The sequence below is a fragment of the Streptomyces parvus genome (assembly GCF_032121415.1).
GTDB classification, from domain to species: Bacteria; Actinomycetota; Actinomycetes; order Streptomycetales; family Streptomycetaceae; genus Streptomyces; species Streptomyces globisporus_A.
Genome location: NZ_CP135078.1, coordinates 131,266 through 155,811, shown reverse-complemented (window position 1 = coordinate 155,811; position 24,546 = coordinate 131,266). Strand labels below are relative to the sequence as shown.

The 24,546-nt window shown below is 70.5% G+C and carries 19 protein-coding genes; 6 read left to right on the top strand and 13 right to left on the bottom strand.

Translation table 11 applies throughout. The annotated features are described in order from the left end of the window. Positions 1 to 54 precede the first annotated feature (54 nt). Entirely contained in the window at positions 55 to 393 is a 339-nt protein-coding gene (locus RNL97_RS00680) for a hypothetical protein (RefSeq protein WP_030592642.1), read from the top strand. Beyond that, positions 390 to 1,430: a carboxymuconolactone decarboxylase family protein gene (locus tag RNL97_RS00675; RefSeq protein WP_030592645.1), complete on the top strand. Its 1,041-nt coding sequence runs from the start codon at positions 390 to 392 to the stop codon at positions 1,428 to 1,430. Before RNL97_RS00680 ends, RNL97_RS00675 begins: the two co-directional genes overlap by 4 nt. A gap of 30 nt (positions 1,431 to 1,460) precedes the next feature. Here the strand turns inward: RNL97_RS00675 and RNL97_RS00670 are convergent, their stop codons facing one another. The 3 genes from RNL97_RS00670 to RNL97_RS00660 all read right to left on the bottom strand — a co-directional run bounded on the left by RNL97_RS00670 (position 1,461) and on the right by RNL97_RS00660 (position 3,619). Continuing rightward, complete coding sequence (locus RNL97_RS00670) at positions 1,461 to 2,381, bottom strand: oxidoreductase (protein WP_030592648.1); 921 nt, start codon at positions 2,379 to 2,381, stop codon at positions 1,461 to 1,463. 336 nt (positions 2,382 to 2,717) lie between these two features. Then, positions 2,718 to 2,882 (bottom strand): hypothetical protein, encoded by a 165-nt coding sequence (locus RNL97_RS00665; protein WP_158709179.1) that lies wholly within the window; start codon positions 2,880 to 2,882, stop codon positions 2,718 to 2,720. A gap of 119 nt (positions 2,883 to 3,001) precedes the next feature. Beyond that, complete coding sequence (locus RNL97_RS00660; RefSeq protein ID WP_030592651.1) at positions 3,002 to 3,619, bottom strand: acyl carrier protein; 618 nt, start codon at positions 3,617 to 3,619, stop codon at positions 3,002 to 3,004. Positions 3,620 to 3,893: 274 nt separating this feature from the next. Between RNL97_RS00660 and RNL97_RS00655 the strand changes: the two genes are divergently transcribed. Continuing rightward, positions 3,894 to 5,135 (top strand): helix-turn-helix domain-containing protein, encoded by a 1,242-nt coding sequence (locus RNL97_RS00655; RefSeq protein ID WP_308381922.1) that lies wholly within the window; start codon positions 3,894 to 3,896, stop codon positions 5,133 to 5,135. 537 nt (positions 5,136 to 5,672) lie between these two features. Further along, on the top strand, positions 5,673 to 6,656 hold the full coding sequence (locus RNL97_RS00650; protein ID WP_050500230.1) for a proline dehydrogenase family protein: 984 nt from the start codon (positions 5,673 to 5,675) through the stop codon (positions 6,654 to 6,656). Between the two features lie 47 nt (positions 6,657 to 6,703). Here RNL97_RS00650 and RNL97_RS00645 read toward each other — a convergent pair whose 3' ends face one another. From RNL97_RS00645 to RNL97_RS00630, 4 genes are all read right to left on the bottom strand, one after another. Next, on the bottom strand, positions 6,704 to 7,507 hold the full coding sequence (locus RNL97_RS00645; RefSeq protein ID WP_030592659.1) for a TIGR03084 family metal-binding protein: 804 nt from the start codon (positions 7,505 to 7,507) through the stop codon (positions 6,704 to 6,706). A gap of 155 nt (positions 7,508 to 7,662) precedes the next feature. Next, positions 7,663 to 8,133, bottom strand: a complete 471-nt coding sequence (locus RNL97_RS00640) for an acyl-CoA thioesterase (protein WP_030592661.1) — start codon at positions 8,131 to 8,133, stop codon at positions 7,663 to 7,665. A 135-nt stretch (positions 8,134 to 8,268) separates the two neighbouring features. Next, positions 8,269 to 9,924, bottom strand: a complete 1,656-nt coding sequence (locus tag RNL97_RS00635; RefSeq protein ID WP_030592664.1) for an FAD-dependent oxidoreductase — start codon at positions 9,922 to 9,924, stop codon at positions 8,269 to 8,271. Further along, entirely contained in the window at positions 9,921 to 10,451 is a 531-nt protein-coding gene (locus RNL97_RS00630; RefSeq protein ID WP_199814262.1) for a DUF5987 family protein, read from the bottom strand. Before RNL97_RS00630 ends, RNL97_RS00635 begins: the two co-directional genes overlap by 4 nt. Positions 10,452 to 10,879: 428 nt before the next feature. On the opposite strand from RNL97_RS00630, the gene RNL97_RS00625 reads away from it, so the two are divergent. Further along, complete coding sequence (locus RNL97_RS00625) at positions 10,880 to 11,848, top strand: ParB/RepB/Spo0J family partition protein (protein WP_234313526.1); 969 nt, start codon at positions 10,880 to 10,882, stop codon at positions 11,846 to 11,848. A 25-nt stretch (positions 11,849 to 11,873) separates the two neighbouring features. Next, the gene (locus RNL97_RS00620) at positions 11,874 to 12,728 is read left to right on the top strand and encodes a helix-turn-helix domain-containing protein (RefSeq protein ID WP_030592674.1); all 855 of its coding nucleotides are present in this window, start codon (positions 11,874 to 11,876) and stop codon (positions 12,726 to 12,728) included. Here RNL97_RS00620 and RNL97_RS00615 read toward each other — a convergent pair. The 6 genes from RNL97_RS00615 to RNL97_RS00590 form a co-directional block, all read right to left on the bottom strand. Further along, on the bottom strand, positions 12,616 to 13,965 hold the full coding sequence (locus RNL97_RS00615) for a cytochrome P450 (protein WP_030592677.1): 1,350 nt from the start codon (positions 13,963 to 13,965) through the stop codon (positions 12,616 to 12,618). The genes RNL97_RS00620 and RNL97_RS00615 overlap by 113 nt on opposite strands. Beyond that, positions 13,962 to 14,510 (bottom strand): NADH-dependent FAD reductase SgcE6, encoded by a 549-nt coding sequence (gene sgcE6, locus RNL97_RS00610; protein ID WP_243316616.1) that lies wholly within the window; start codon positions 14,508 to 14,510, stop codon positions 13,962 to 13,964. Before sgcE6 ends, RNL97_RS00615 begins: the two co-directional genes overlap by 4 nt. A gap of 127 nt (positions 14,511 to 14,637) precedes the next feature. Then, complete coding sequence (locus tag RNL97_RS00605) at positions 14,638 to 20,460, bottom strand: type I polyketide synthase (protein ID WP_313750222.1); 5,823 nt, start codon at positions 20,458 to 20,460, stop codon at positions 14,638 to 14,640. Then, positions 20,457 to 21,587, bottom strand: coding sequence for an enediyne biosynthesis protein (locus RNL97_RS00600; protein ID WP_030592686.1), 1,131 nt, complete (start codon positions 21,585 to 21,587; stop codon positions 20,457 to 20,459). The genes RNL97_RS00605 and RNL97_RS00600 overlap by 4 nt, the downstream gene beginning before the upstream one ends. Next, complete coding sequence (locus RNL97_RS00595) at positions 21,584 to 23,512, bottom strand: CRTAC1 family protein (protein ID WP_030592689.1); 1,929 nt, start codon at positions 23,510 to 23,512, stop codon at positions 21,584 to 21,586. The genes RNL97_RS00600 and RNL97_RS00595 overlap by 4 nt, the downstream gene beginning before the upstream one ends. Next, complete coding sequence (locus RNL97_RS00590) at positions 23,509 to 24,495, bottom strand: DUF1702 family protein (protein ID WP_313750221.1); 987 nt, start codon at positions 24,493 to 24,495, stop codon at positions 23,509 to 23,511. The genes RNL97_RS00595 and RNL97_RS00590 overlap by 4 nt, the downstream gene beginning before the upstream one ends. Positions 24,496 to 24,546: the final 51 nt, after the last annotated feature.

Below are 24,546 nucleotides of genomic sequence, written 5' to 3'. Positions count from 1 at the left end.
CGCCCGTCGCCGGTCACGCCGGGCCGGCGCCCGGACCGGTCAGGGAGGCAGCCCATGAGCGACAGCGACCGTCCGTCCCGGGTGCCGGCCGCGGTGGCACCCGCCACCGCGAGGCCGTCGGCCGACACGGTCCTCGGCACCGCGGCGGCTTCGCCCGCCGCCTACAGCGCGGCGACCGCGCAGGAAGCGGCGACCGCGCTGGTCCGCATGCTGATGGAACAGATGGTGCTCGGTCCCGGCGCGGTGGGTCCCGACATCCGCGCGGGTGGCCCGGGGGCGGGGCCACCCGGCGACGGCGACGGCCCGGCGCCGCGCTTTGGACCGGACGTGCTGGGCGAACCCTCGCCGACGGGGGCGCCGAGCGTCGACGAAGGGAAGGGAAGACGACGATGAGGCCGCTCGTTCGGGCAGTGCTGCGGGGTTCCCTGCGGCAGGTGAGGTACGTGGACGTGGTCTCCCCGCGCCGGGCCCGCTCCTTGGTGGCGCGGGTGTACGGGGAGACGGAGGAGCAGTTCGGCGTGCTCGCGCCGCCCCTGGCACTCCACTCGCCCGCCGCGGCGTCGCTGGCCGCGGCGTGGCTGATGCTGCGGGAGACCCTGCTGGTCGACGGACAGGTGAGCCGGGCTGTGAAGGAGACGGTCGCCACCGAGGTCTCCCGCGCCAACGACTGTCCCTACTGCGTCCAGGTCCATCAGGCGGTTCTCGGGACACTGCCCCCGGACGGCGGCCAAGCCGGGCTGCTGCGGTGGGTCCGGGAGGCAGGTCGGCGACCCGGCGGCGGTGCGGCGAGCGGCGGGCAGCCGTTTGCGTTCAGCAGGGAACAGGCGGCGGAACTGTGCGGCGTCGTGGTCACGTTCCACTACATCAACCGCATGGTGTCCCTCTTCCTGGAGGACTCCCCCATGCCGGCCCGGACGCCGACGCCGTTGCGCGGACCCATCATGAGGACCACCGCACTGGCCATGCGTCCTGTCGCCCCGGGTCCGCTGACGCCGGGCGCATCTCTCGATCTCCTGCCCCCGGCTCCCCTGCCGCCGGGACTGGAGTGGGCCGAGAGCAACCCTTTCGTGGCCCAGGCGCTGGGGCGTGCCGTCGCCGCCGTGGACCAGGGGGCGCACTGGGTGCCCGAACCGGTCCGGGAGCGGCTGCGCACACGTCTGGACACCTGGGACGGATCGGCGCCGGGTCTCGGCCGGGGATGGCTCGACGAGGCCGCGTCCGGCCTGCCGCCCCAGGACGTTCCCGCGGCACGGCTGGCACTGTTGACGGCCTTCGCCCCCTACCAGGTGCTCCCGCAGGACATCGAGGCGTTCAGGCGGCGTTGGCCCACCGACCGCGAACTCGTCGAGCTCACGTCCTACGCGGCGCTGACCACAGCCATCCGTGTCGGCCGTAGGCTCGTCGTGCCCGAGGCCGCCGGGCCGGGGTGAACGGCCCCGCGGCGGCTGGGGAAGGCGGCCTCACGGCCGAAGGCGTACGCCGGTGAGGTGCTCGGACTCCTCCCAGAGGCGGCGCCGGGCCTGGGGGTCGAGGGCCGTTCTGCCGGGGCGCACGAGCCCGGGTGCGCCCCGGGTCTCGGTCACGCCGAGGGGCCCGTAGAACTCGCCCCCGCGTGCGCCGGGATCGGTGGCGGCCCGCAGACCGGGCAGCATCCCCGCCGCGGCGGGCTGGAGGAACAGCGGGGCGAGCGGGGAGCCGAACCTGCGCACGGGCGCGGGAAAGCCACGGGCCAGACCGGTCGCGGTCAGCCCGGGATGAGCGGCGAGCGAGGCCAGATCCACGCCCGACTCCACCAGCCTGTGGTGGAGTTCCAGCGCGAACATGAGGTTGGCCAGCTTGGACTGGTTGTAGGCCCGGTACCGGCTGTAGCGGCGTTCGCCGTGAAGGTCGCGGAAGTCGATGCGTCCCAGCCGGTGCAGATAGCTGCTGATCGTCACGACCCGCGCGCCGGGCGCCGCCCGCAGGGAGTCCAGGAGCAGACCGGTGAGGGCGAAGTGCCCCAGGTGATTTGTGGCGAACTGGAGTTCGTTTCCGTCCGGGGTGCGGGCCCGGTCGGTCCACATCACGCCCGCGTTGTTGACCAGCAGGTGGATGCGCGGGAAGCGGTCGCGCAGTTCCTCGGCGCCGGCACGCACCGACGCGAGACTGGAGAGGTCAAGCCGGCGGACCGTCAGTTCGGCCGACGGCGCCCGGCTCCGGATGCGGGCCGCCGCGGCGACCCCCCGGTCGGGATCGCGCACGGCCAGCACCACGTGGGCGCCGTGCCGGGCGAGTTCCTGTGCCAGGTGCAGTCCGATGCCGGAGCTCGCACCGGTGACCACCGCGGTGGTTCCGGTGCGGTCCGGGACGTCGGCGGTGCTCCAGGGGCGCCGCGTGCTCATCAGTCGTCCCTCTCCGGGAAGGCGTCAGCCGGTCTGGGTCATCGCGGCTCGGCAGCCGTTGGCGACGGTCTGCCGGGCGGAGTGCTCGTCGTACTCGCCGTCCTTGGGCAGCTCGGTGGCGAGACGGCCGAGATACGGGACGTACGCCGTGATGAGCTCGCGTTCCCCGGTCGGGGCGAGGACGGCGACCGCAGCTGGGCGTTGACGAGATCGCCCAGCGGTGCGGCGGTGCCCGGGTGGTAAGCCATCAGGCCGCTGATGCCGGGGAGGCCGTTGTCGGGTGCTGTGCGGGGCACGGCCCTTTTTCCGGGAGGACGAGGGGCGGAAGGCGGCGGATCAGGGCCATTCGACGTCGTCGTCGGCGACGCAGATGTTGGTGAAGGGCCATTCCACGTCCTCTCCTCCCGTTGCGGAGTGGGCGGAGGCCGTGGTGAAGAAGGTGACGAGTCCGAACGTGCCGATGAGGAGGGACAGTCGGGCAACGTGAAGTGCGGTACCCATGCGAGCTCCTAGCGAGGGCGGCGTGACCGCGGGACGGTGAGACCTCGTGATGCCAGGAAGCTAGCGAATCGGACTCATAGTGGCAACGATATGCCAGACTTTGGCAACTTGCCTGGGTATCAGTCGGACTGTCGGCCGCTGGTGAAGACGGAGCGGCGAGATCCCGCGACCGCGTCGCTGAGCAGCAGAGTCTGCTCACCCAGGGTCGGGGCGGCCAGCATGTCGCGCACCGGAAGCGTGACGCCCAGCTCGCGGTTGATCCTGCGGACCAGCCGGGTTATCAGCAGGGAGTCACCGCCGTGGGCGAAGAAGTCGGCACCCTCGGAGGGGTCCGGGAAGCCGAGCAGGTCGCCCCAGCCGCGCACCAGCACCCGGCGGATGTCGCCCGTGGTGACGGCCGCGCGCCGGGAGCCCCGGCGGGCAGAGCGCAGCCGCGAGGCATGCACCAGCGCCACCTGGTCGCCGAGGTTGCGCCGCGACAGCTCGCGCAGCGACACCGCGACGCCGAACCTCTCGGTGATCCTGCGGACCAGCCGCGTGATCAGCAGCGTGTCCCCGCCGTGCGCGAAGAAGTCCGAATGCTCGGTGAGATCGGAGCGGCCCAGGAGCTCGCTCCACACGCCGATCATGAACTCGCCCACGTCACCGAGCCGGTACTCGTCGCCACTACGGCCCTGCGGCGCGCCGGACCCCGCGGAACGGTTCCGGCCGGAGACGGCAGAGCGGTCACTGGCCATTTTCGCCACCTCCATGGGCATGTGTCGGCTGCATCGGCTTCTCGTCACGGTACGGGAGCACATGCTGCCTGGCAATACTTTTCCAAGTCACGGGCAACTCTACTTGCCATCCACGCACCGCATTTGAGCGAGATGCGTAGGCCGTCGAGGTCGACAGGTTTGCCAAGCCGCACGCGACCGGCATACTCTCTGGCACATCTGGAATGAGTAGCGTGGCAGGCCACGGGGACCGGGCCGGGCCAGGAACCTTCGTCCTCCATCTATTCGTTGGGGCGTGCACGTGTTGGAGCAGCCATCTTTCGGCCGTCGCCTGAGGCAGCTGAGGACCGAGCGGGGCCTGTCCCAGGCCGCGCTCGCGGGGGACGGCATGTCTACGGGCTATCTCTCGCGCCTGGAATCGGGCGCGCGGCAGCCCACGGAGCGCGCCGTCGCCCACCTGGCCGGACAACTCGGCATCAGCCCGTCGGAGTTCGAGGGCTCCCGGGCCACTTCGCTCGCCCAGATCCTCTCCCTCTCCACCTCCCTGGAGTCCGACGAGACCAGTGAACTTCTCGCCGAGGCGGTGCGTTCCGCGCACGGCCAGGATCCGATGCTCCGCTGGCAGGCTCTGTGGCTGCTGGGGCAGTGGAAGCGCCGGCACGGGGACTCGGTCGGCGAGCACGGCTACCTTGAGCAGCTGGTGACGCTGAGTGAGGAGATCGGCCTGGCCGAGTTGCGCGCCCGGGCCCTGACCCAGTTCGCCCGGTCGCTGCGAGTACTGGGCGAGATCGTTCCGGCGGTGGAGGCTGCCGGCGCGGCCCACCGGCTCGCGGTGGACCACGTGCTGTCCAGCCAGGACAGGGCCGCGTCGCTGCTGGTTCTGGTGTCGGTGGAGGCCGAGGCGGGGCGGATGCCCGACGCCCGGCGCCACGCCGACGAGCTGACCGTCCTGGTGAGGGGGCGCTCCGACACCCTGTGGGCCGAGGCGTTGTGGACGGCGGGCGCGCTGAAGGTGCGGCAGGGCGAGTTCGCCGCGGCCGAGGTCCTCTTCCAAGAGGCGCTGGACGGGTTCGACAGCCGGGAGAACCTGACGATATGGCTGCGGCTGCGCATCGCGATGGCGGAACTCCACCTGCAGAAGCTTCCCCCCGAACCCGACGCCGCACAGATCTGCATGGAAGCGGCGGAGGCCGCTCTCCCCTTTGCCCGCACATCCGCTCTGGAGCAGTCCCTCGCCGCGCTGCGGGCGCGCCTTGCCTTCCATGAGGGCAGGTTCGCCGATGCCCGCGCGCTGTTGGAGAGGCTCGGCAGGACGGAGCTCCGGCTGCCCTACCAGAGCCGGATCCGCCTGGAGGTCCTCGGCCATCAGCTGCGCATCCTGAGCGGGGAGGAGGAAGAGGGCCTGGCCGGCCTTCAGCTCCTGGCCGAGGAGGCGCAGGAGAACTCCAACATCAACCTCGCCGCGGAGATCTGGCGGCTCGCGGCGGAATGCCTCATGCGGGCACGCGGGAAGGTCCGCGGCGCCACCGGCGGCTGACGCCGCTTCGGCCCGCGAGGTCCACCGCCCCGCCGTACCCGCCACCGTCGGCGCGAGGTGCTGCTGCGTGCTGCCCCCCGGTACGGCCACGGCTGTTCGCCCCCGGTCGTGCGTCTGCTGACACATGCGTACCTCCCACTTCAGTCACTTTATTGCCGAAATTGTCGAACCCGATGGCAATTGCTTGCCTTTACTGGAGGGGCGTGCTGATATGCAAGCCAGGTAGCCTCCTCCGACCTCGGGCGGCCATATGGGAAACATCGAGTTGATCGGCGAGGATGCTCGCCAGTGCTGGTGTGTTGGTCAGGCAACCAATGCTTGCCAACATGGCAAAACTTTGCCGAAAACTGGTACATGTCTGTCCGTCCCGGACACCCACCGACCCATGGGGGGTGGGGCACCGGCCCGGTTCCGGTTCCTCGTCGCCCGGCCGACGGGCCGCACCGCGCGGAACAAGGCGCCGGTGTGCGCCCGCTGACCGGTACAGCGGCCCTGGCAGTAGCAGGCTCCCACCGAGAAGAAGGCCGAGGCCCAGCCGTGAACCACGACATGTCCCAGCGTGCCCTGCTGGAGGCGGCGGCCGAGGGACTGCGGCGGCTGGCCGGCGACGCGCGGTGCCGGACCGCTTTCGCCGCGCCCTCCTCGGCACTGCGGGACATGCTCTTCCCCGCCGCCCGCCGCTACGTGCTCGCCCCGGACCGCGCGGGGTTCTTCGAGCAGGCCGTCCGGCTGCGCTCCCGGGGGTACCGGGTGAGCGCGGAGTTCGTCGGCCCCGATCAGGGAACCATCGACGCCGTTCGTGCGGAGCACGTGGTCCAAGAGCATCTGAGCTTGCTCGATCAGGAACCGGCCCCCGACCGGATCGGTCTGGATCTCTCCCGGATCGGCCTCGCCCACTCGGCCGGGGCGGCCCTGCGCAACGCCGGGCGGCTGGCGGCCGCCGCGGCGCTCCGCGGGAGTGAAATCGTCCTCCTCGTGGAGGGTTCCGAGGACATCGACACCGTCCTGGCCGTCCACGACGCCCTGGTGACCCGCTACGACAACCTGGGAATCACGCTTCAGGCGCACCTGCACCGCACGGGGGACGACGCCATGGCGGTGGCGGCGCCGGGCCGCACCGTGCGGTTGGTCATGGGCTCCTCGGCCGAACCCGCGGGCACCGCCCTGTTGCGGGGCCCCGCTCTCGACGACCGGTATCTGGACCTGGCGGAGCTTCTCGTGGACCGGGGCGTCGAGCTGAGTCTGGCCACGCAGGACGCCGAGGTCCTGGCCGGGGCGCAGGAGCGTGGTCTGCTCGAACACGTCCAGGACATCGAGATGCTCTACGGTGTCCGGCCCGATCTGCTGCGCCGCCACCGGGTGGCGGGCCGCCCCTGCCGCATCCACGCGACCTACGGGGTGAACTGGTGGCTTCCCCTGCTGCGGAGGCTGGCCGACAACCCGCCGATGGTGCTCCACGCCCTGGCCGACATCGGCCGGGACCGGGAGCCCGCCGAAGCCGCCGTCCACCAGGCATACTGACCCGCCGTGGGTCCACGAGTCGCACGGCACCGGACCCGGAGCGCCGGTCAGCTCCCGGTCGCCGCGAACTGTCCGGGCCTGCGCCCCTCGCCCGCCGGACCTCGGTAGGCCTGCGCGATGTCCAGCCACTTCTCCGCCTCCTGACCCGACGCGGTCAGGGCGAGGTCGTCGCGGTGGCGGCGGCGGGTGACCAGCAGGCAGAAGTCGTGCGCGGGACCGCTGATCGTCTCGTCGGCGTCCTGGGGGCCGACCGTCCAGACCTCGCCCGAGGGGGCGGTGAGCTCGAAGCGGAACGGGGCGGCCGGCGGGGTCAGACCGTGGGACTCGTAGCCGAAGTCGCGTGTCAGCCAGGCGAAGTCGACGATATTGCGAAGCCGCTCCGTGGGCGTGCGCCGGACTCCCAGGGCGTCGGCGACGTCCTGGCCGTGGGCGAACACCTCCATGATCCCGGCGCAGCCCAGGACGACCGGCGGCAGCGGATTGACCAGCCACGGAACCACCTGGTCGGCGGGCACCGCGGCGAGTGCCTCGACCGAGGCCCGGCCCGTGTCCCTGAAGCGGGTGAGCAGTTCCCGCGGCGGGAAGCCCTTGAACTGCTCCAGGGCCGCGTTCACCGCTCCGTCGAAGTTGCCGGCCGCGGCAGCCGTGACCGCCTTGAACTCCGATGGTGCCGCCGCCGCGGTCCTGGCCAGGTTGAAGACGAAGGTGAGGTGGGCGATCTGGTCGGTGACCGTCCAGCCGGGCGCCGGCGTCGGAGTGGTCCAGGCGTCGTCGTCGATCTTCTCGACCAGCTGCGCCAGCTCCTCGATGTCGGTTGCCAGGTGCTTGAGGACGACGTCGAGCGTATTCATCTCGTACTTCCTTCACAGAGTGTGTTCCGGGCTGGGACGGGTGGCCCACCGGGTGGGCCGGGTCAGTCGGCGGAGAGCGGTCGCGGAGCGTCGGCGAGAGAGCACCCGAGCGGTGTGCCGGGCTTCGAGAGCCCCGCGTGATCCGGGCGGGGGACCTAGGCGGCGCGTCCCGCGTAGGAGCCGGCCCGGGCGGAATAGGGCGCGAGCGCCTCGGCCAGGGCTTCGGGTATCAGGGTCGGCACGGTCGCTGTGTTGGGGCCCCGCATGCAGGCGATGCGCTGTCGTCCCCGCGCCACCAGGGTCTCGCCGCCGTCGTCGGTCAGCTTGATGTAGTCGAAGGTGAACTCCAGCTGGGTCTGCCGCAGCTCCGAGAGCCTCATGCGGATCGACAGCTCGTCGAAGGCGGTGATCTCGGCGAAGAACTCGCAGTCCACCTTGAGTGTGAAGAGCTTGAGGTCCTCCTGGACCTCGGCGAGCACCGAAGGCGCCCTCTCCTTCAGGAAGAGCTCCCGGCAACGGCCCTGCCAGCGAAGGTAGTTGACGTAGTAGACATTGCCGACGAGGTTCGTCTCCTCGAAGCCGACGGTGTGGCGGAGCTCGAAGTAGTCAGGGGTCGTCGCGGTCATCGGTCTGTGCCCTTCTGGTCGGGGCCGGTCATCGCACCGAGTTGCGTGAAGCAACTCACTGGCCGCGAGGACCTGCGGGGTCGGTGGCCCGCGCTCCGGGCGGAGAGCGCGGACGGGGCGCCGGCCGGCGCGGGATCAGCCGCGTGCCGACGGCAGCAGGGGAAGGACCCTGCTGCGGCCGCTCGTGGAGCCGTCGGGGGCCGGTGCGCCGTAGGTGACGGAGATCCCCCGGCTCTGCGCGGCGCGCACGATCCCCGGCATCGCGCGTTCGGCGAGCGCCGCGATGGTCATCGCGGGGTTGACCGTCAGCGCGCCGGGCACCGATGAGCCGTCGGTGACGAAGATCCCCGGGTGGTCACGGAGTTCGTTGCTGTCGTCCAGGGCGGATGTGTGCGGGTCGTCGCCCATCCGGCAGGAGGAGAGCGGGTGGACGGTGTACGCACCGACCAGGTCGTTGGTCCAAGGCATGACCTTGGCCAGGCCGTCCTTCTCCAGGATCTCCTTGACCTCGGCGTCGGAGGCGGCCCAGGCGCCAAGGGTGTTCTTCGTCGGCTCGTAGCGCAGGTTGCCCCGGCCCAGCATCTGCTGGGAGATGCGGTGGGCGTTGCCGGTGGCGGGAGGGGGGCCGAAGACGCCTTCGTTGTCGTCCTCGATCATCGTGAAGATCGTGAGCCAGGAGGTCCACTGCTTCAGGATCTCCTTCTTCTCCTTGCCGAACCAGGAGGGGCCGGTGGCGCCGGGCACCTGGGCGAGGATCGTGCCGAGGCCCGGCGGGAAGTAGAGCTGCTCCAGGGAGTAGCGGGAGAACTCGGGCAACGAGCCGTCCAGCCTGTCCCAGCTCGCCACGGTGGGTCCCTTGCCGATCTGGTTGGCCGCATAGGCCAGCCCATCGCCCCGGTCCAGGCCGAACAGCTCGGCCGCCTTGGCCTCGTCGATAATGGCGGTGTTGAGCCGCTCACCGTTGCCGGAGAAGTAGCGTCCGACCGCTCGTGGCATTGTGCCCAGGTGAGCCTCGCTGCGCTGGAGGATCACCGGGGTCGCGCCCGCGCCGGCCGCCATGACCACGATCTTCGCCTCGATGACGCCGCTGCCCGCCTGGAGGCGGTAGTCGTCGTCGTGCACGACGTTGTAGTGCACCCGGTAGGAGCCCTCGGGGGTGCGTGAGAGGTGCTGGACCTCGTGCAGCGGCCGGATACGCGCACCATGGGCGATGGCGGCGGGCAGGTAGTTGACCAGCAGGGACTGCTTGGCCTCGAAGCGGCAGCCCGCCATCATCCAGTTGCAGTTCACGCATTTGGTGTTGTCGATGGCGACGGCGAGGGGGTTGGCGGTGCGGCCGGCGTGGTTGCACGCCGCGGCCCAGAGTCCGCCGGCGTAACTCACGTCGTTCCAGTCCTGCCGGGTCACGGACAGGGACTCCTCGACACGGTCGTACCAGGGGTCCAGGGTGTCGCGGCTCACCGCCTGCGGCCACATCCGGCGTCCTATGGACCCCTGTCGGTCGAAGACGAAGCGCGGGGCGCGGGGCATCGCGGCGAAGTAGACGACGCTGCCGCCACCCACACAGTTCCCGCCGAGGATGCTCATGCCGTCCCCGACAGTGAAGTCGAACGCCCGGGTGTACGAGGAGCCGAGCTTGTAGTCGTGTTCGAACTCCTTGCTCTCCAGCCACGGACCGCGTTCCAGGACTGTGACGTCGGCGCCCCCCGCCGCCAGGTGGTACGCGGCGATGGCACCGCCGAATCCGCTGCCGATGACGAGCACGTCAGTGCGCTCGGCCGTGGTGCTCATGCGGGGCTCCCGGTGGATGTGGTGTCGGGGTGGAGGCGGGCGAACTCACGCCTGTAGCTGTAATCCTGAAAGCGCCACAGGCCGTCGGCGTCCGGCATGCTCAGGCCCATGGCCTCCAGCCCCGGGTGGCCGTCCTCCATCGCTTGTGCCGTGTTGAGGTGCGCGGCCGAATCGAAGGCCATGTTGCAGAAGAGGGACAGCAGCACCCAGAACTCCTTCTCGGGGTGGCCGGGTGTCGTCAGCCGCTGGATCAGCGCGGCCCGGTCCGGGTAGTCGAGCGCCACGAAGGGCGGGACCGTCGGGTCGGGAGTCAGGCGCCGCTCCGCCGCGTAGGCCAGCGCGTGCTCGTTCACCAGACGCACCAGGTCGTCCAGGCCCTCGTGGATGCCGGTCGCATCCCATTGCAGGAGCTCCAGTGCTCCCGCCTGGACGGCGCCACCGCCGGTGGACACTCCCGCGATGGCCCGGTCGTCCGCGAAGCGCTTCTGGCCCGGGACGATCGTGTCGGCGTAGGCCTCCAGGGTCATGGTCCGGATATCGCCGGCCGGCGCCCCTCGCTCATTGTCGTCGCGCAACTCGCTCTCCATTCTCGCAGTCCGGAGTGGGATGCCTTGCGGCGAGGAGAAAGCTAGGTTCGTTCGACCGGTTCAAGCAACTAGCCAAAGTCGAGGCGACCTTGAAACCGACTCCACGGAGTTGGCGCGAAGCGGCGGATGGATTACACGCGCGGGCGAGCGGCTCACTAGTCTGACCGCACGGATGTCTTCATCACCTGCACGTGGAAAAGCTTCTGCACGGGCACCGCATGTGGAAGTGAGCCCTGGTCTCATGTCTTGGGGGAAACGTGAAAAGTGACTCTGCCCAACGCGCCGTAGAGCGTTCACGCCGTGTCGTACGGATCGATGAACTCATTCCCGCCGATTCCCCGCGCCTGAACGGAATCGATCGTTCCCATGTGCAGCGCCTCGCGACCGTATACGCGTCCCTGCCGCCGGTCCTGGTACACCGCCCGACCATGCGGGTCGTCGACGGCATGCACCGCATCGGCGCGGCCCGCCTGAAGGGGCTGGACACTGTCGAGGTCACATTCTTCGATGGGGCCGAGGAGCAGGTGTTCCTGCGTTCCGTCGCGGCGAACATCACCAACGGCCTGCCGTTGTCGGTGGCCGACCGCAAGACCGCCGCGGCCCGCATACTGGCCTCCCACCCGACCCTGTCCGACCGCGCGGTCGCCGCACACGTCGGGCTCGACGCCAAGACCGTGGCGGGGGTACGGACGTGTTCAGCCGCGGGTTCTCCGCTGCTGAACATGCGCACCGGGGCGGACGGCCGCATCCACCCGTTGGACCGCACCGCCGAACGCCTGCATGCGGCCGCACTGCTGACCCAGGACCCGGCCCTCCCGTTGCGCTCCGTCGTCGAGCAGACGGGACTGTCGCTGGGCACGGCGCACGACGTCCGCCGCCGGCTGCTGCGTGGCGAGGACCCGGTTCCGCAGAACCGGCAGAGCGCGATGCTGGAGGCGGGGCCCGCCCGGCAGAAGCAGGCGACGGCCAAGCCGCCCGTCGGCCCGGCCGCCCGGCCGAGCCCGAAGGTGCCGCCCGCTGTCGCCGGCAGGCCGCCGGTGTCACCGCGGTCCCGGGCGCCCCTGGAGGCACTGCGCAAGCTCTCCAACGACCCCTCCCTGCGCCACTCCGACCAGGGGCGCGAACTCATGCGCTGGCTGCACAACCGGTTCGTCGTCGACGAGGCGTGGCGCCGGCGCGCGGACGCGGTCCCGGCCCACTGCGTCGACTCGATGGCGGAGCTGGCGCAGCACTGCTCGGACGCCTGGCACCGGTTCGCCGAGGAGATGGTCCGGCGCAGGCACAGCGCCGCGGCCGACGGCTCCGGACTCCGTACCACTCAGCCAACTCGCCGTTGACGGCCTACTTCGACAGGGAGTTACGGTGACCACGAACACCATCGAGGACGCGGTCCGCCGGGTCGTCGAGTACATGCACGTCAACCTCGGTCAGAACCTCACGATCGATGACATGGCGCGCACGGCGATGTTCAGCAAGTTCCATTTCACCCGCATCTTCCGCGAAGTCACCGGTACCTCTCCCGGACGTTTCCTGTCCGCCTTACGGATTCAGGAGGCCAAGAGACTTCTGGTGCACACTGCACTCAGCGTGGCCGATATCAGCAGCCAGGTCGGCTACAGCAGTGTCGGTACCTTCAGTTCGCGGTTCAAAGCCTGTGTGGGACTTTCCCCGAGCGCCTATCGCGACTTCGGCGGTGTGCAGCCGGGATTCCCCTCCGCCGCGACCCGTATCACTCCCACCGCGCACAACCTCTCCGTGCGCGGCCGCATCCATTCCGCCCCAGGTGACAGGCCCGGAAGGATCTTCGTGGGCCTGTTCCCCGGCAGGGTGCGCCAGGGCCGCCCGGCGCGCTGGACCATCATGGAGAGCCCCGGGGCCTTCGAGCTCCGGGACGTGCCCGTGGGCACCTGGCACATCCTGGTCCACTCCTTCCCCGCCGGACACCGGCCGCACCGGCTCGACTCCGAACCGCTGCTGCTCGGGCACAGCGGACCGCTCGTGGTGCACCCCGGTGCCCTGCTCCGGCCGGCGGACATCCTCCTGCGCGCGGTGGACGCCCTCGATCCACCGGTCCTGCTGGCCCACTTCGCGCTCGAGAGCCGCCTCAACTCGCCGTACTCACCGTCATCGGTAGCCCTCCGCGCATCCGCAGGGAGAGCATGGGTTCGGCAACCGCCCGGTGTCCGGCGACGGTACGCAGATCGAGATCGCGGGTGACCAGGGCCGTGACGAACACCGCCTCCATCATCCCGAGGTTGCTGCCGACGCAGAATCGGGGCCCCGCGCCGAACGGGATGTACGCGTACCGGGGCCGGTCGGCCATCTGCCCGGGTTCGAACCGCTCGGGGTCGAAGCGCTCGGGATCCTCCCACAGGCCCGGATGGCGGTGCATGATGTACGGGCAGACCAGCACATCCGATCCGGCGGACACCGTGTAGCCGCCGACCACATCGCGCTGCTGGGCCACCCTGGGCAGGATCCACACGGGAGGGAACAGCCGCATCGCCTCCTGCACCACCATCGTCGTGTACGTCAGCCGATGCAGGTCCTCCGGTCCGGGGACGCCGTCGCCGAGGGCGGCACGGGCCTCGGCGCGGACCCGGTCCCGCGCCTCGGGGTGACGTTCCAGCAGATGCAGGGTCCAGCCGAGCGTACTGGCAGTGGTCTCGTGGCCCGCCAGCAGCAGGGTAACCAGTTCCTCGCGCAGCCTGCCGCGAGCCCGGGCGGGGTCGCCCCGCCGCCTGTCCGCAGCGACGATGATCCGGGACAGCGCGTCGTCACCCGGCTCCCCGTCGGCCATCCTGGAGCGCCGGTCGGCCACCAGCAGGTCGGCCACCCGGTACAGCTCCCGGCGGGCGCGCCGGAAACGCGCCTGCGGAGGCAGCGGCAGCCAGGCCGGCACCATGCCCTGGCTCACCATTTCCAGCATGGCCTGGTCCTGGACCTCCTCGAAGGAGTGGGCGAGCGACTCGTGCGCGGTGAGGTCCGAGTCGAGCAGGGTTCGGCCCAGCACGCCGAGGGTGAGACCGGTGACCTCCTGGAGAACGTCCACGGGACCGCCCCCCTCGTGACCGCGCAGTAGGGCGACCAGCTTGGCCGCCTCCTCGGCGACGGCGGCCGCCTGCTGGTTGATGCGGCCCGGTTTGAACGCCGGCTGCACGATCCTGCGCTGTTCGCGCCACGTCTCACCGTCACTGGTGAGCAGTCCGTCGCCCAGCACCCGGCGGGACTGCACCAGACCGATGCCCTTGTGGTAGTTGTCGCTGTTGTCCGCCAGGACGTGCTTGGCGTAGTCGGGGCGGTTGAAGATGTACAGCTTCTTGGGCCCCATGGAGACGCGGACGGCGTCCCCGAGCTCGGCTGCGTCCTTCATCATGCCGAGTCGGTCCACCGCCAGCTTTCTCAGCAGTCCCGGAAGCGCCCGGAGGGGCGGGCCGGGCGGGTCGATCCTCATGCCGCCCTTCCTTCGTCCCCGTCCGGAGCGAACCGGCGGAAGCGGCCGCCGGAGAACAGCATCCCCTCGCGGGCCGGCCAGCGCGTCGCAGTGATGACTTCGCCGAGGAAGATGGTGTGGTCGCCGCCCTCGTAGAGTCGGCGTTTCGCACATTCCAGGTGGGCCACCGCACCCGCGATCAGCGGTGCGCCGGATTCCTCCCCGAGCACCCAGTCCACGGTGTCGAACTGGTCCACGCCCGGGGGGCGCGAGTGGTCCGCGAAATGCCTGGCGGCCTTCTCCTGCCCGGCCTCCAGCACCGATACGGCGAACGTCGGCAACGCGGTGAGGCGTTGGTGCATGACGGCGTCCTTGCCGACGCAGACCAGCACCAGCGGGGGTGAGAGCGAGACGGATGTGAACGAGTTGGCTGTCATGCCCCGGGGCTCGCTCCCACCGACGGTCACCACGGTGACGCCGGTCGGGAAGTCCCCGAACACCCTCCTGAGCTGTGCGCGGTCTTTCGGGTCGACCAGTTCTGCGGCCGGAGCGATGATCGGACTCATTTCTGCCTCCCTGCCGGCTGCCGGAGCCCGGCTCGATGGTGTGCCGACGGATCGGGGGGTCGGTGGGGAAGGGGGGCCGGTGCGGGCGGGGGCTCGGCTTCGCTCCCCCGCCCGCACCGTCCCCTGCTCATGCGCGGGCGCTCCCGGGGGCCGGTTCGTCCGCGTCGGCGGTGAGGAACGCGAGCACCACGGGTTCCTCGACGTGCCGCAGCGTGGTGGCGAAGGTCGCGATGCGCAGCCCGCCCGCCGTCAGAACGATCCACCCGCTTCTGACCTGCGGGGCCAGGGTGAGAGGCGCCCCGGCCGGAAGGCCGGCCTTCTTCAGGCACTCGACGGCCGTCCACACGCGGGTCGCCGCGTGGTCCGGCGTCTCCCCGGTCTCCTTGGCCACCAGGGCCGCCAGGTTCCCGTGCTCGCCGAGCAGTCCCTCCCACGCCTGCGCACCGCGAGCGGTGACCGCCTCGATGTCGCAGGCCACCGTGGTGGTACCGACGACGCCCAGCGTCATCCCCGGCCCGTGTGCCGCCGACAGGCGGCGCACGCCGTCGAGTTCAGGCCGCCCGTCGGGCCGGTAGCGCACCTTCACACTCTCACCGAGCGCCCGCTGGACGGCCCGTGCGGTGGCCTTGCGGCGATCGGACACGGAGCCCCCGGAGCCTGCCGGGACAGGCTCCACGGCAACGTCGACATGGGTGCCGAGCACTTCCTCCAGGGTTCTTTCCAGATAGGAGCCGAGCAGCGTCGCGACCCATGGACCGGAGCCGTCCGACTTGCGCACGGCATGAAGGGTGAGCCCTTCCCACCGCTCGACGACGGAGCCGTCGGGAGTCCGCACGGCGATGTCGTACACATAGGTGTCGCCGTCCCGATGGCGCTCGGTCGCGCAGTAGCGGACCAGCTCCGGGAGATCCTCGCCACCCGCCATCGGATACAACCGCTCGATGCCGGACGGCAGCAAGGTCGCGTCGGGGACGCACACCTGGTTTCCGTGCATCAGGGCGTCGCGCATCCCCGGGTCCGAGAGCAGCAGCGTGCCCGGCAGGAAGCCGGCGAACCAACCGGACGCCGCGTCGAGCGCCACGTCGGCGTCGACGTGCCGGGCGGCGGCCCGGTGGAAGCGCCGCAGCCGCTGGAAACGCTCGCCCTGGAAGAGCACCCCGCCGTACAGGTCGGTCGCGGGGTCCAGTGGGGCTGCCGGCACTTTCGGCCCCACCTGGTCGGGGGCGCCTTCCGGGATCGCCGCGCCGCCGTAGACCAGCCGCGCCCGGAAGTGCTCCGCCGCGAAACCGGTGTCCTGCGCGTGGACGGCCACGTCCACGCGGTCGGAGCCGGTGACGGTGGCCGCGATCCGGATGCGGGTCGTGCCACCGGGTGGCACCACGATCGGTCGCAGGAACCGGGCGTCCTCGATGACCGGCACGTCCCGCCGGCCGGTGACGGCTGAGCCGACCTGGACCATGGCCTCCATTCCGATCACCGCGGGCAGCAGCAGGTTGCCGTCCAGCAGGTGGTCCGAGAGGTAGAGGTCCGTGCCGGCGTTCAGTTCGGCCTCGGTGACGAGTTCCACGCCGTGGTAGCGCACCAGGGGCTCCCCGGTGAAACGCAGCAGCGGCAGCGGGGGCTGCTCGCGCCGGACGGTTCCGATGCCTTCCGTCCGGCCGCTGATCACCGTCACCACGGGGGCGTCGGGGTCGGAGATCAGACGCAGCAGAATCTCGATGCCCTGGTCGGGTGAGACCGGCACGATGCCCTCGCGGGAAAGGGACTCGACGACGGACAGCTTCTCGCCCATGCCGACGCCGGACCAGACGGACCATTCCATGCACAGCGCCCGGCAGCCCGGATTCCGGCGGGCCACGTCCTCGGTGAGTCCGGCCAGCCACTCGTTGGCCGTGGCGTAGTGGGCCTCCCCCCGCAGCCCCGCCCGGCCGATGATGCTGCCGAAGGTGACCAAGAGTTTGAGGTTCTCCTCGCCGACCACGTCCAGCACATGCCGCAACCCGTCCACCTTGGGGGCGAGCGTGCTGCGGACGGCGGCCATGTCGAGCCCGCCGAGCGCCGTCGGCTCGTTGCGTCCCGCCCCGTGGAGAACAGCGGTCACGGATCCGAGTGTCCCGGTCAGTTCGGCGACCGCAGCGGCGACGCGCACCGGATCGGTGACATCGGCGGCCGCGTAGGCGACGCGTACCCCGTTCTCCCTCATCCGCCCGAGGTTCGCGGCGAGGTCCTGGTCGCTGCCGGGGTCCGAGCGGCCCAGCACGGCCAGCGCCGCCCCGGTCCGCTCGGCGACGGCCAGCGCGCACTCCGCGGTGATGCCTTTGCCGCCGCCCGTGACGAGCAGGACGTCGTCCGGGCCCAGCACCTGGTCGGTACGGTCCGGCGCGAAGGGCAGGGCCCGCAGCACGGGCACCCTCCGAGCGCCGTCCCCATCGAGGTGCACCTCGCTGAAGTGCGTGGTCGCCGCGACCTCGGCTGCCACCCGGCCCGCGGCCCCGTCGGCCACCGGCGTGTGGACGACGGTGGTTCGCAGGTGGGGCGCCTCCAAATGCAGGGTCTTGGCCAGACCCGCCGCGCCACGGTCGTGCTGCACCAGGACGAAGCGTCCCTCCCGGCTGCCCGCGAGGGCCGATCTCGCCCCGTCCAGAGCGAGTTCGAGCTGATCGGGGGAGCAGCCGGCCGGCAGGCACACCAGAACTCCGGAACCCACCGCGGCGTTCTGGAGAGCGCGCCGGACATCGTGGGCGAAGGGGTAGTCGGCGGAGGTGAACAGCTCCCACGTGCCACCCTTCTCATCCGCCGCCGCCGGAGGGAGGGGCAGTTCGTCGAGGTCGACGGAGAAGGGCCGAGCCCAGGCCGCGGAACCGGTCACGACGGGCACCGCCGTTGTGTCCGCGCCCGTCTCGACCAGGGTGGTGAGGGCCGAGGCCAGTTCCGCCAGGGTCGCCGTGGCGAAGTTGGTCGGAATGCTGGAGGGGGCCAGTCCGAGCCGGACAGCCGTCTGGTTGACGATCTGGCCGACGGTGATCGAGCTCATGTGCAGATCGTCGAGGAGACTGCTGTTCTCGTCGATCAACTCGCTCGGCAGTTCCGCCCGCTCGGCCACCAGTGCGCGCAGCACGTCCAGCGCCGATTCCTCCCTCGAATCGCCGGCGCCCGCGGTCGTCGGGGCGTCGGGCTCCTGGACGAGCGGTTCACGAGCGGCGGCGGGAAGCGTGAACTCGGGGGCCTGCTCGCAGGGGCTGGACAGGAACCGGAACTCCTTCCCCACCTCCAACGGCCGGGTCAGCCGGTCGTTGAAGAGCCGCTCGTGAATGATCGGGGCTCCGAGCACGAACGCGGCACCGACCACCTGCAGCAGCCCGCGCAACGACTCGTCGTCGGTGTTCAGCGCGACGGCGGGTATTCCGGCGGCCTCCGCAGCCAGAGCGCTCAGGACCCGGCCGGGCCCGACCTCGACGAACAGGTCGACCTCGGCCGCCGCCGCCCGAACCGCCTGGGTGAACAGCACGGGGTCGGTGATCTGCTGCCGCAGCAGTTTGGCGAGGTCGGCGTCGCGCCCCAACTCCGCACCGGTGACGGTGGAGACGACCCGGCGTCCCGGCCCGCCCAGCCGCGCCTCCGCCAGCCAGTCGCCGAAGGACTCGGCGGCCGGGGCGACGAGAGGTGAGTGGAAGGCGTGCGACACGGCCAGGCGGGTGAAGGCGATCTCCGCGGCCGCCGCCCGCTCCCCGACACCCTCCACGGCCTCGACGGTCCCGGCTACGACCGTCTGCCGGGGGCCGTTGTACCCGGAGATCACGACCGGGAGCCCCTCGATGAGCCTCCCGGCTTCCTCCGGGGAGGCGGTCAGCGAGGCCATCGTGCCGGAAGCGCTGTGCGTGGCCATGGCCGCGCCGCGGGTGCGTGCGGCCTCCAGCAGGGTGGCCTCGTCCAGGGCACCCGCCCAGTGCAGGGCGGAGAGCTCGCCGAGACTGTGTCCGAGTGCGATGTCGGCCTCGATGCCCAGAGCTTCCAGCACCCGCAGTCCGGCCGTGGAACCGGTCACGATCCGCGGCTGCGCCACGTGGGTGGCGACCATGTCCCCGGCGGTGGGCAGGCCGGCGCGCGCGTAGACCTCGGCGGCTTCGGTGAACCGACGGGCGAGCGCTCCCCCGGCCGTCGACGTGCCGGAACCCTGCCCCGGGAAGAGGAAGCCGACGCGGGCTCCCCGGACGGCGGTGCCGAGGAAGGCGCGACCGTCCTGGGAGAAGACCGGGGCGTCGTCGGGCGCCCGGCTCCCGGCGGTGTCGGCGAGTCCCCGTAGCCTGAGCTCGGCGTCCTCGGGCGAGGTGACCACGACGGCGGCCCGGTGGGGCAGGTCACGCAGTTCCCGCTGGAGGGTCGCGGCCAGATCGCCGAGCTGGGCATAGGAGACCTGCGCGGCGAAGTCGGCCACCTGGCTCAGCCGCCGGGCCAGCGCCGCGGGTGATTCCCCGTCCAGGAGCAGCAGTTCGGAGTCCTGGAGGGAGTTGGCCAGCAGCGTGGTCCGGCGGTTGACGGCAGGGCGGTGCCCGGAGGAGGCGTCCGACCTGTCGAGGACGACATGGGTGTTGATCCCGCCGAAGCCCATGGCCGTGATGCCGGCCCGCAGCGGCGCGTTCTCGGGCCACGCCTCCGCCTTGCGCAGGACGCGCAGGTTGGCGGACTCGCCGGTGAGCAGGTCGTGGGGGTCAACGCAGCCGATGGCGGGGGGCAGCACCCCGGAGTCCAGGGCCATCACGGCCTTGATCAGTCCGGCGATTCCGGCTGCCGCCTTGGTGTGGCCGATCATGCCCTTGATGGAGGTGATGACGGCGCTCGGGGCCTGAGGGTCGGCCGCGGCGCGCGCGCTCATGATCGCCCGCAGTTCGGTGGCGTCACCGACGGCGGTACCTGTGCCGTGGCCTTCGAAGAGCGGCACGGTCTCGATGCCGAAGCCCGCCCGGTCGTAGGCGCGCGACAGTGCGAGCTGATATCCGCTCACCTCGGGTCGGGTGATGCCTCCCTGGCCGTCGGATGAGATGCCCCAGCCGGCGATGGACGCGTAGACGCGGTGCCCGGCGGCGACCGCGTCCTCCTCACGCATGAGCACCACCATGCCGCACCCCTCGCCCGGCCAGAAGCCGTTGGATCCGCGGTCGTAGAGCCGCATCTCCTTCCGGGCGAGCGCACCGGTCTTGGCGAAGCCGATGATTTCGAACGGGTCGATGGACAGGTCGACGCCGCCGGCGATGGCGACGTCGAGGTCGCCGCTGCGCAGCGAGGTGGCCGCGGTGGTGACGGACAGCAGGGATGATGAGCAGGCGCCGTCCACGGTGTAGCCGCCGCCGTTCAGGTCGAAGTGGTTGCAGATCCGGCCGGCGATGGTGTTGGAGAGGCCGCCCGCGAGGGTGTCCTCGTCCACGGCGGGGAAAGGCTTCTTGTAGGCCTCCTCCACGCCTCGGAGGAATGCGCCGAGCCGGTCGTCGTCCCACTCCTGCCCCTGGAGGGCGTCGGCGAGGATCCGGCGTACGTAGGGCCACCGCAGTCGCAGTCCGTTGGCGCGGGAGAACTCTCCGGTCAGCGTGTTGCCGACGACGACTCCGGTGCGCTCGGCGGGCAGCCCCTCACCGGCCGGGAAGCCGGCGTCAGCCAGCGCCCGGCTCGCCGTATCCAGGGCGAGCCAGTGGGTGAGGTCGGTGGAGCGGTAGGTGCTGCCGGCAATCCGGTGGGCGACGCGGTCGAACTCCCAGCCCTCCAGCACCGCCGCATTACGGGCGTAGAAGGTGTCGGGAACCGTCGGGTCCGGGTTCCAGTAGTCGTCCAACCGCATCCGGACGTCGGGCAGTCTGCGAAATGCTCGCCGTCCGGCGACGGCGTTCTCCCAGAGCTCCCGGGGCGTGGTGGCGTCGGGGTACGTGCACGCGACGCCGACGATGGCTATGCGGCTCATACAGGCACCGCCGCCTTTTTCCTCGACGCGCGTTCGGCTGCGCACTTGCCGTGGAAGCAGGTGCCGTCCTTGCAGGGGTTGCCCGAGAGGACAACCGTCGCCGGCTGGGGCGATCCGTCCGCAGGTTCGGAAGCGGCGACGGGCCCCGGGGCGGCCACGATCTGCTCGACCGCGGTGTCGGGACGGTGGTCCTGGACCCCGAGGGCGGGAGGCGCCTGAGCCTCACGCTGCTTGGCGAGGAAGTGCAGCCCCCACAGGTAGCCTCCGCGGATCAGGCAGATCAAGGCGGTGGCGAAGAAGATGCCGTACGCGATGCCGAGAGCGGTCAGCACGCCGTACATCGCCGCGACCCCGGCTCCGAAGAAGATCTGGGAGGACCGCTTGGAGGGTGACGTGCCGGGGTCTGTGACCATGTAGTTGGTGAAGAGTACGAAGGCGACGCCGGTCATCATGCCGAGTGCCGCGGGGATGGATGTCCCCATCACCAGCCCTCGGACGACGGCCTGTACCACGAAGCCGCCGAGCCAGGCCATGATCAGCCACATACGGCCGGTCAGCTTGGCGTTGAGCATGGTGCCCAGGACCAGGATGATCGCGGGGAGCACCCAGTCCGCCGGGCCGTACAGGTACTCGGTGAAGTGATAGGGCGGCGCGATGCTCGCCCAGGGGAAGAGGACGAGGATCACCGCGATGCCGAAGTTCGACGGGTTCATGTAGTGCCGCATGCGGCCCTTGAGCGGGGCCCTCAGCACCCACTTGGTGCCGACGGCCACGATGACGCCGAAGACCATGACCCACACGCGGTCGTTGACGTAGGTCAGCATGTTCACGGCGAGGCCGGTGATGTGGGCAGGGAAGAGGAATTCGACCATTCCCTTGAACCCCCCGCCGGCGTAGCGGGGAATCCGCTGGTCGCCGCGGGCGCTGACGGCCTCCAGGACGATCTCCACCACGTAGGCGGTGAGGACGGCGATGAAGGGCCACAGCCATGGCTGTTCGAAACCGAGGAAGGTGTACCCGGCGATGTTGAGGATCGAGATCGAGATCGCGAACCGGCGGAGGGCGGTGGTGACCTTCACGTCATGCCGGGGGGCGGCCGTGAGCGTCTTTGATCCGGGCACGGTCACTTCTCCTTCACGTCGGCGCCGAGTTCCAGCGAGTGCCTGCCGGGAGTCAGCTGGAGGTCCTTGTTGCGCACCTGACCGGTGCGGTCACGCCAGGTCAGACGGGTCTGCATCGGGCCGTCGGCCTCTTGGCCGAGTCCGATGTGCACGTCCTGGCTGCGCTTGCCGGAGTGGCCGCTGCCGCCGTCGACGCGGCCCAGGCGGGTACTGCCGTCGGACAGGGTCACGGTGACCTGCGCGCCGATCACGGGCGATCCGGCCTCGTCGACGAGGCTGAGGTTGAGGTATCCGCCGGTGTTCTGGCTCATGTTGCAGTAGAAGACCGGGTCCTCCCACTGGCGGGCCACCACCATGTCCAGGCGGCCGTCCCCGTCGGCGTCGCCGGTGGCGATGCCCCGGCTGGGCACGGGCACGGCCAGACCGAGCTGCTTGGACAGGTCGCTGTATGCCTCGCCGTCCTTGTCCTGGACGAAGAAGCGCAGGTGCTGGTCGCCGGCGAGGTCGTCGCCCTCCTCCACCCGGGGCCAGAAGCGGGGGTGCTTGACCAGCGAGTCGTTCGCGGTGGCGAGCTCCTGGAGCTGCGCCCAGCGGTTGCGCTTGCCCTTGACGAAACCGACCGCCTGGGTGATCTCCTGGATTCCGTTGTTGTCGAAGTCGCCCATCTTCACGTCCCAGCCCCATCCGGACCAGGCGAGGTTGAGAGGTGCGCTCTCGTCCTTGTAGGGGGCGACGCCGTCACGGAACTTGGCCCGCAGATCGGCCTTGTCACGAGCGGTCGCGACGAAGGCGAAGTTCGACTCCTGGATGCCGAAAGAGGTGGTGATGTTGGAGACGAAGGCGTCGTACAGTCCGTCGTTGTCCAGATCGCCGAAGTCGACGCCCATGCCCTTGAAGGAGCTGCGGCCGATCTCCTTGGACTTCGGAGTGGTCGCGGTGTGTACGGCCTTCACCTCGCTGAACTTGAACGTTCCGGGGGTCGACCTGTTGTACAGCAGCGCCGAGGTTCCGAAGTCGTGCGCCAGGTACATCTCGGGGCGCTGGTCGCCGTCCAGGTCGGTGGCCGACACAGCAAGGGTCCAGCCCCGGTCGATGCCCTTCGGCAGGACGTTCTTGACCTCCTCGAAGCCGGAAGGGGTCCAGCGGAAGAAGTGACCGCCGCCGCCGTTCTGGGCGTGGGAGAGCGAGTCGTTCATCGTCACGCCGCCGTGCACGCTGTCGTCCAGGACGGGGCTGTCGGGGAAGTAGTTCCCGATGTAGATGTCATTGTGACCGTCGCCGTCGAAGTCGGCGACCGTCGCAGCGTTGGAGTTCCACAGGGGGCCCTTGTAGGTGCTGCCACTGCTGCCGGGGACCAGTTCGACGGGTTCGAAGCACTTCGGATCCATCGTCGTGGTGTCCTTGCCGGGCTCCTTCTTCGCCTGGAAGATCACCGGGGTGCGGCCCCAGTAGTAGACGAGCAGGTCCATCGCGCCGTCCTCGTTGAAGTCCCCGGGGACGCAGCCGATCGGTGCCATGATGTCGCTCTTGGGCAGCGGAGCCGGGTCGAGCACGAAGGGGGCGTACGAGGGACTCTCGCGACCGGGCGCCGGGGCCGGGGTGACGACGGTCTGGTCGATCTGCGGATCGGTGATGCAGAGGTCGTTGGGCAGGCCGTCGCCGTCGATGTCGTTCATGGCGACGCCGGCGCCGACCGAGGAGATCCACGCCTCGATGTGCTTGTAGGCCTTGTTCACCTTGCGGACGCTCTGTTTCTTGTACCCGCCCGGCATGGATATCGCCATCGGCTTGAAAGCGAAACTCTCCGCCATTTCCCTTTTCTCGGCGGCGCTCGACTCCGACGGCTTCACCGCGTAGAAAGTGCCGACCATGACAGCGAGTGCGACGACCCCCGGAGCCTGCTTCCGCAGCCACGAAATTGGATGTGTCATGCGACGGCGCCCTTCTGCGTGGGAGGAATGGAACTGATGGTGGTGGCGATCTGCTGCCGCCAGGTCTCGAAGGCCGGAGTCTCCCCGCCGCCGCAGGTGGCGGGCCGTGCGTCGGTGCACACCCGTGCGGCTTCCGCCGGGGTCCGGCCGCCGCACAGGATCTGGGCGGCCAGGTGCGTGTGGGCGGTCGTCGTCCCCGCCCGCTCCCGCGCCTCGCAGGCGAACGCGGATCCCTGTACGAGGCTGGGCAGATGGTCGCCCGCGTGCTTGGCGAAGCGCCGCAGCTCGTCCCCGTCCACGCTTCCCGCGTAGGTGCAGGCCAGCCCGGCGCCCGCGTAGAGGTCGGCGTGGCGGTGCTCGGGGAACGTGCCGATGAGGTCGGCCACGACGTCGGGGTCGGTGCCCCCGACGAACCACATGGCCCGCCCGATGCCCTGGTCGATGGCGCGCGCGCTGTAGGCGTCCGGGCCGCCCTTCCAGGTGAAGGGGTGTTCGGCGGCCGGATCGCGAACGTAGGAGTTCGTCTTGAAGTACGCCTGGTGGAAGCCGTACCCGTCCAGGATCAGCCAGCGCAGCACCGGGTCGGTCGCGGTTACGTCGGGCCACAGGAACTTGGGGAGCCGGGCCATCGCCCAACCGATGCCGACGTAGATCATGTAGTTGTGCCGCCGGCCCTCGCCCTCCAGGATCCCGGTCAGCCGCCGGCTGCCCCCGGTGAGGGAGTCGAGCATGACGGCGCCCATGCCTGCGCCCTCGTAGGCGAACCCGCGAAAGGCCCGGGGCACGGTCTCCAACCAGTCGACGGCCTGGCTCGCCGAACGTGCCTCGACCGCGTACGCGTACCCCTGCAGGAAGCTTGTCCCGACCGTCTCCAACTGGTGCTTGGCCTCGGCGTCCTTGATGTGGAAGCCCCGTGTTTCCAGCCGTGTTTCCCGAACATTGGGAGTGAGAACTCGGCGCCTCAGCGCACGCAACATGGACACCTGAAAGACCGCCCCTCGATTCTCTTGCCTGACATCCCTATTTCGCTCAGC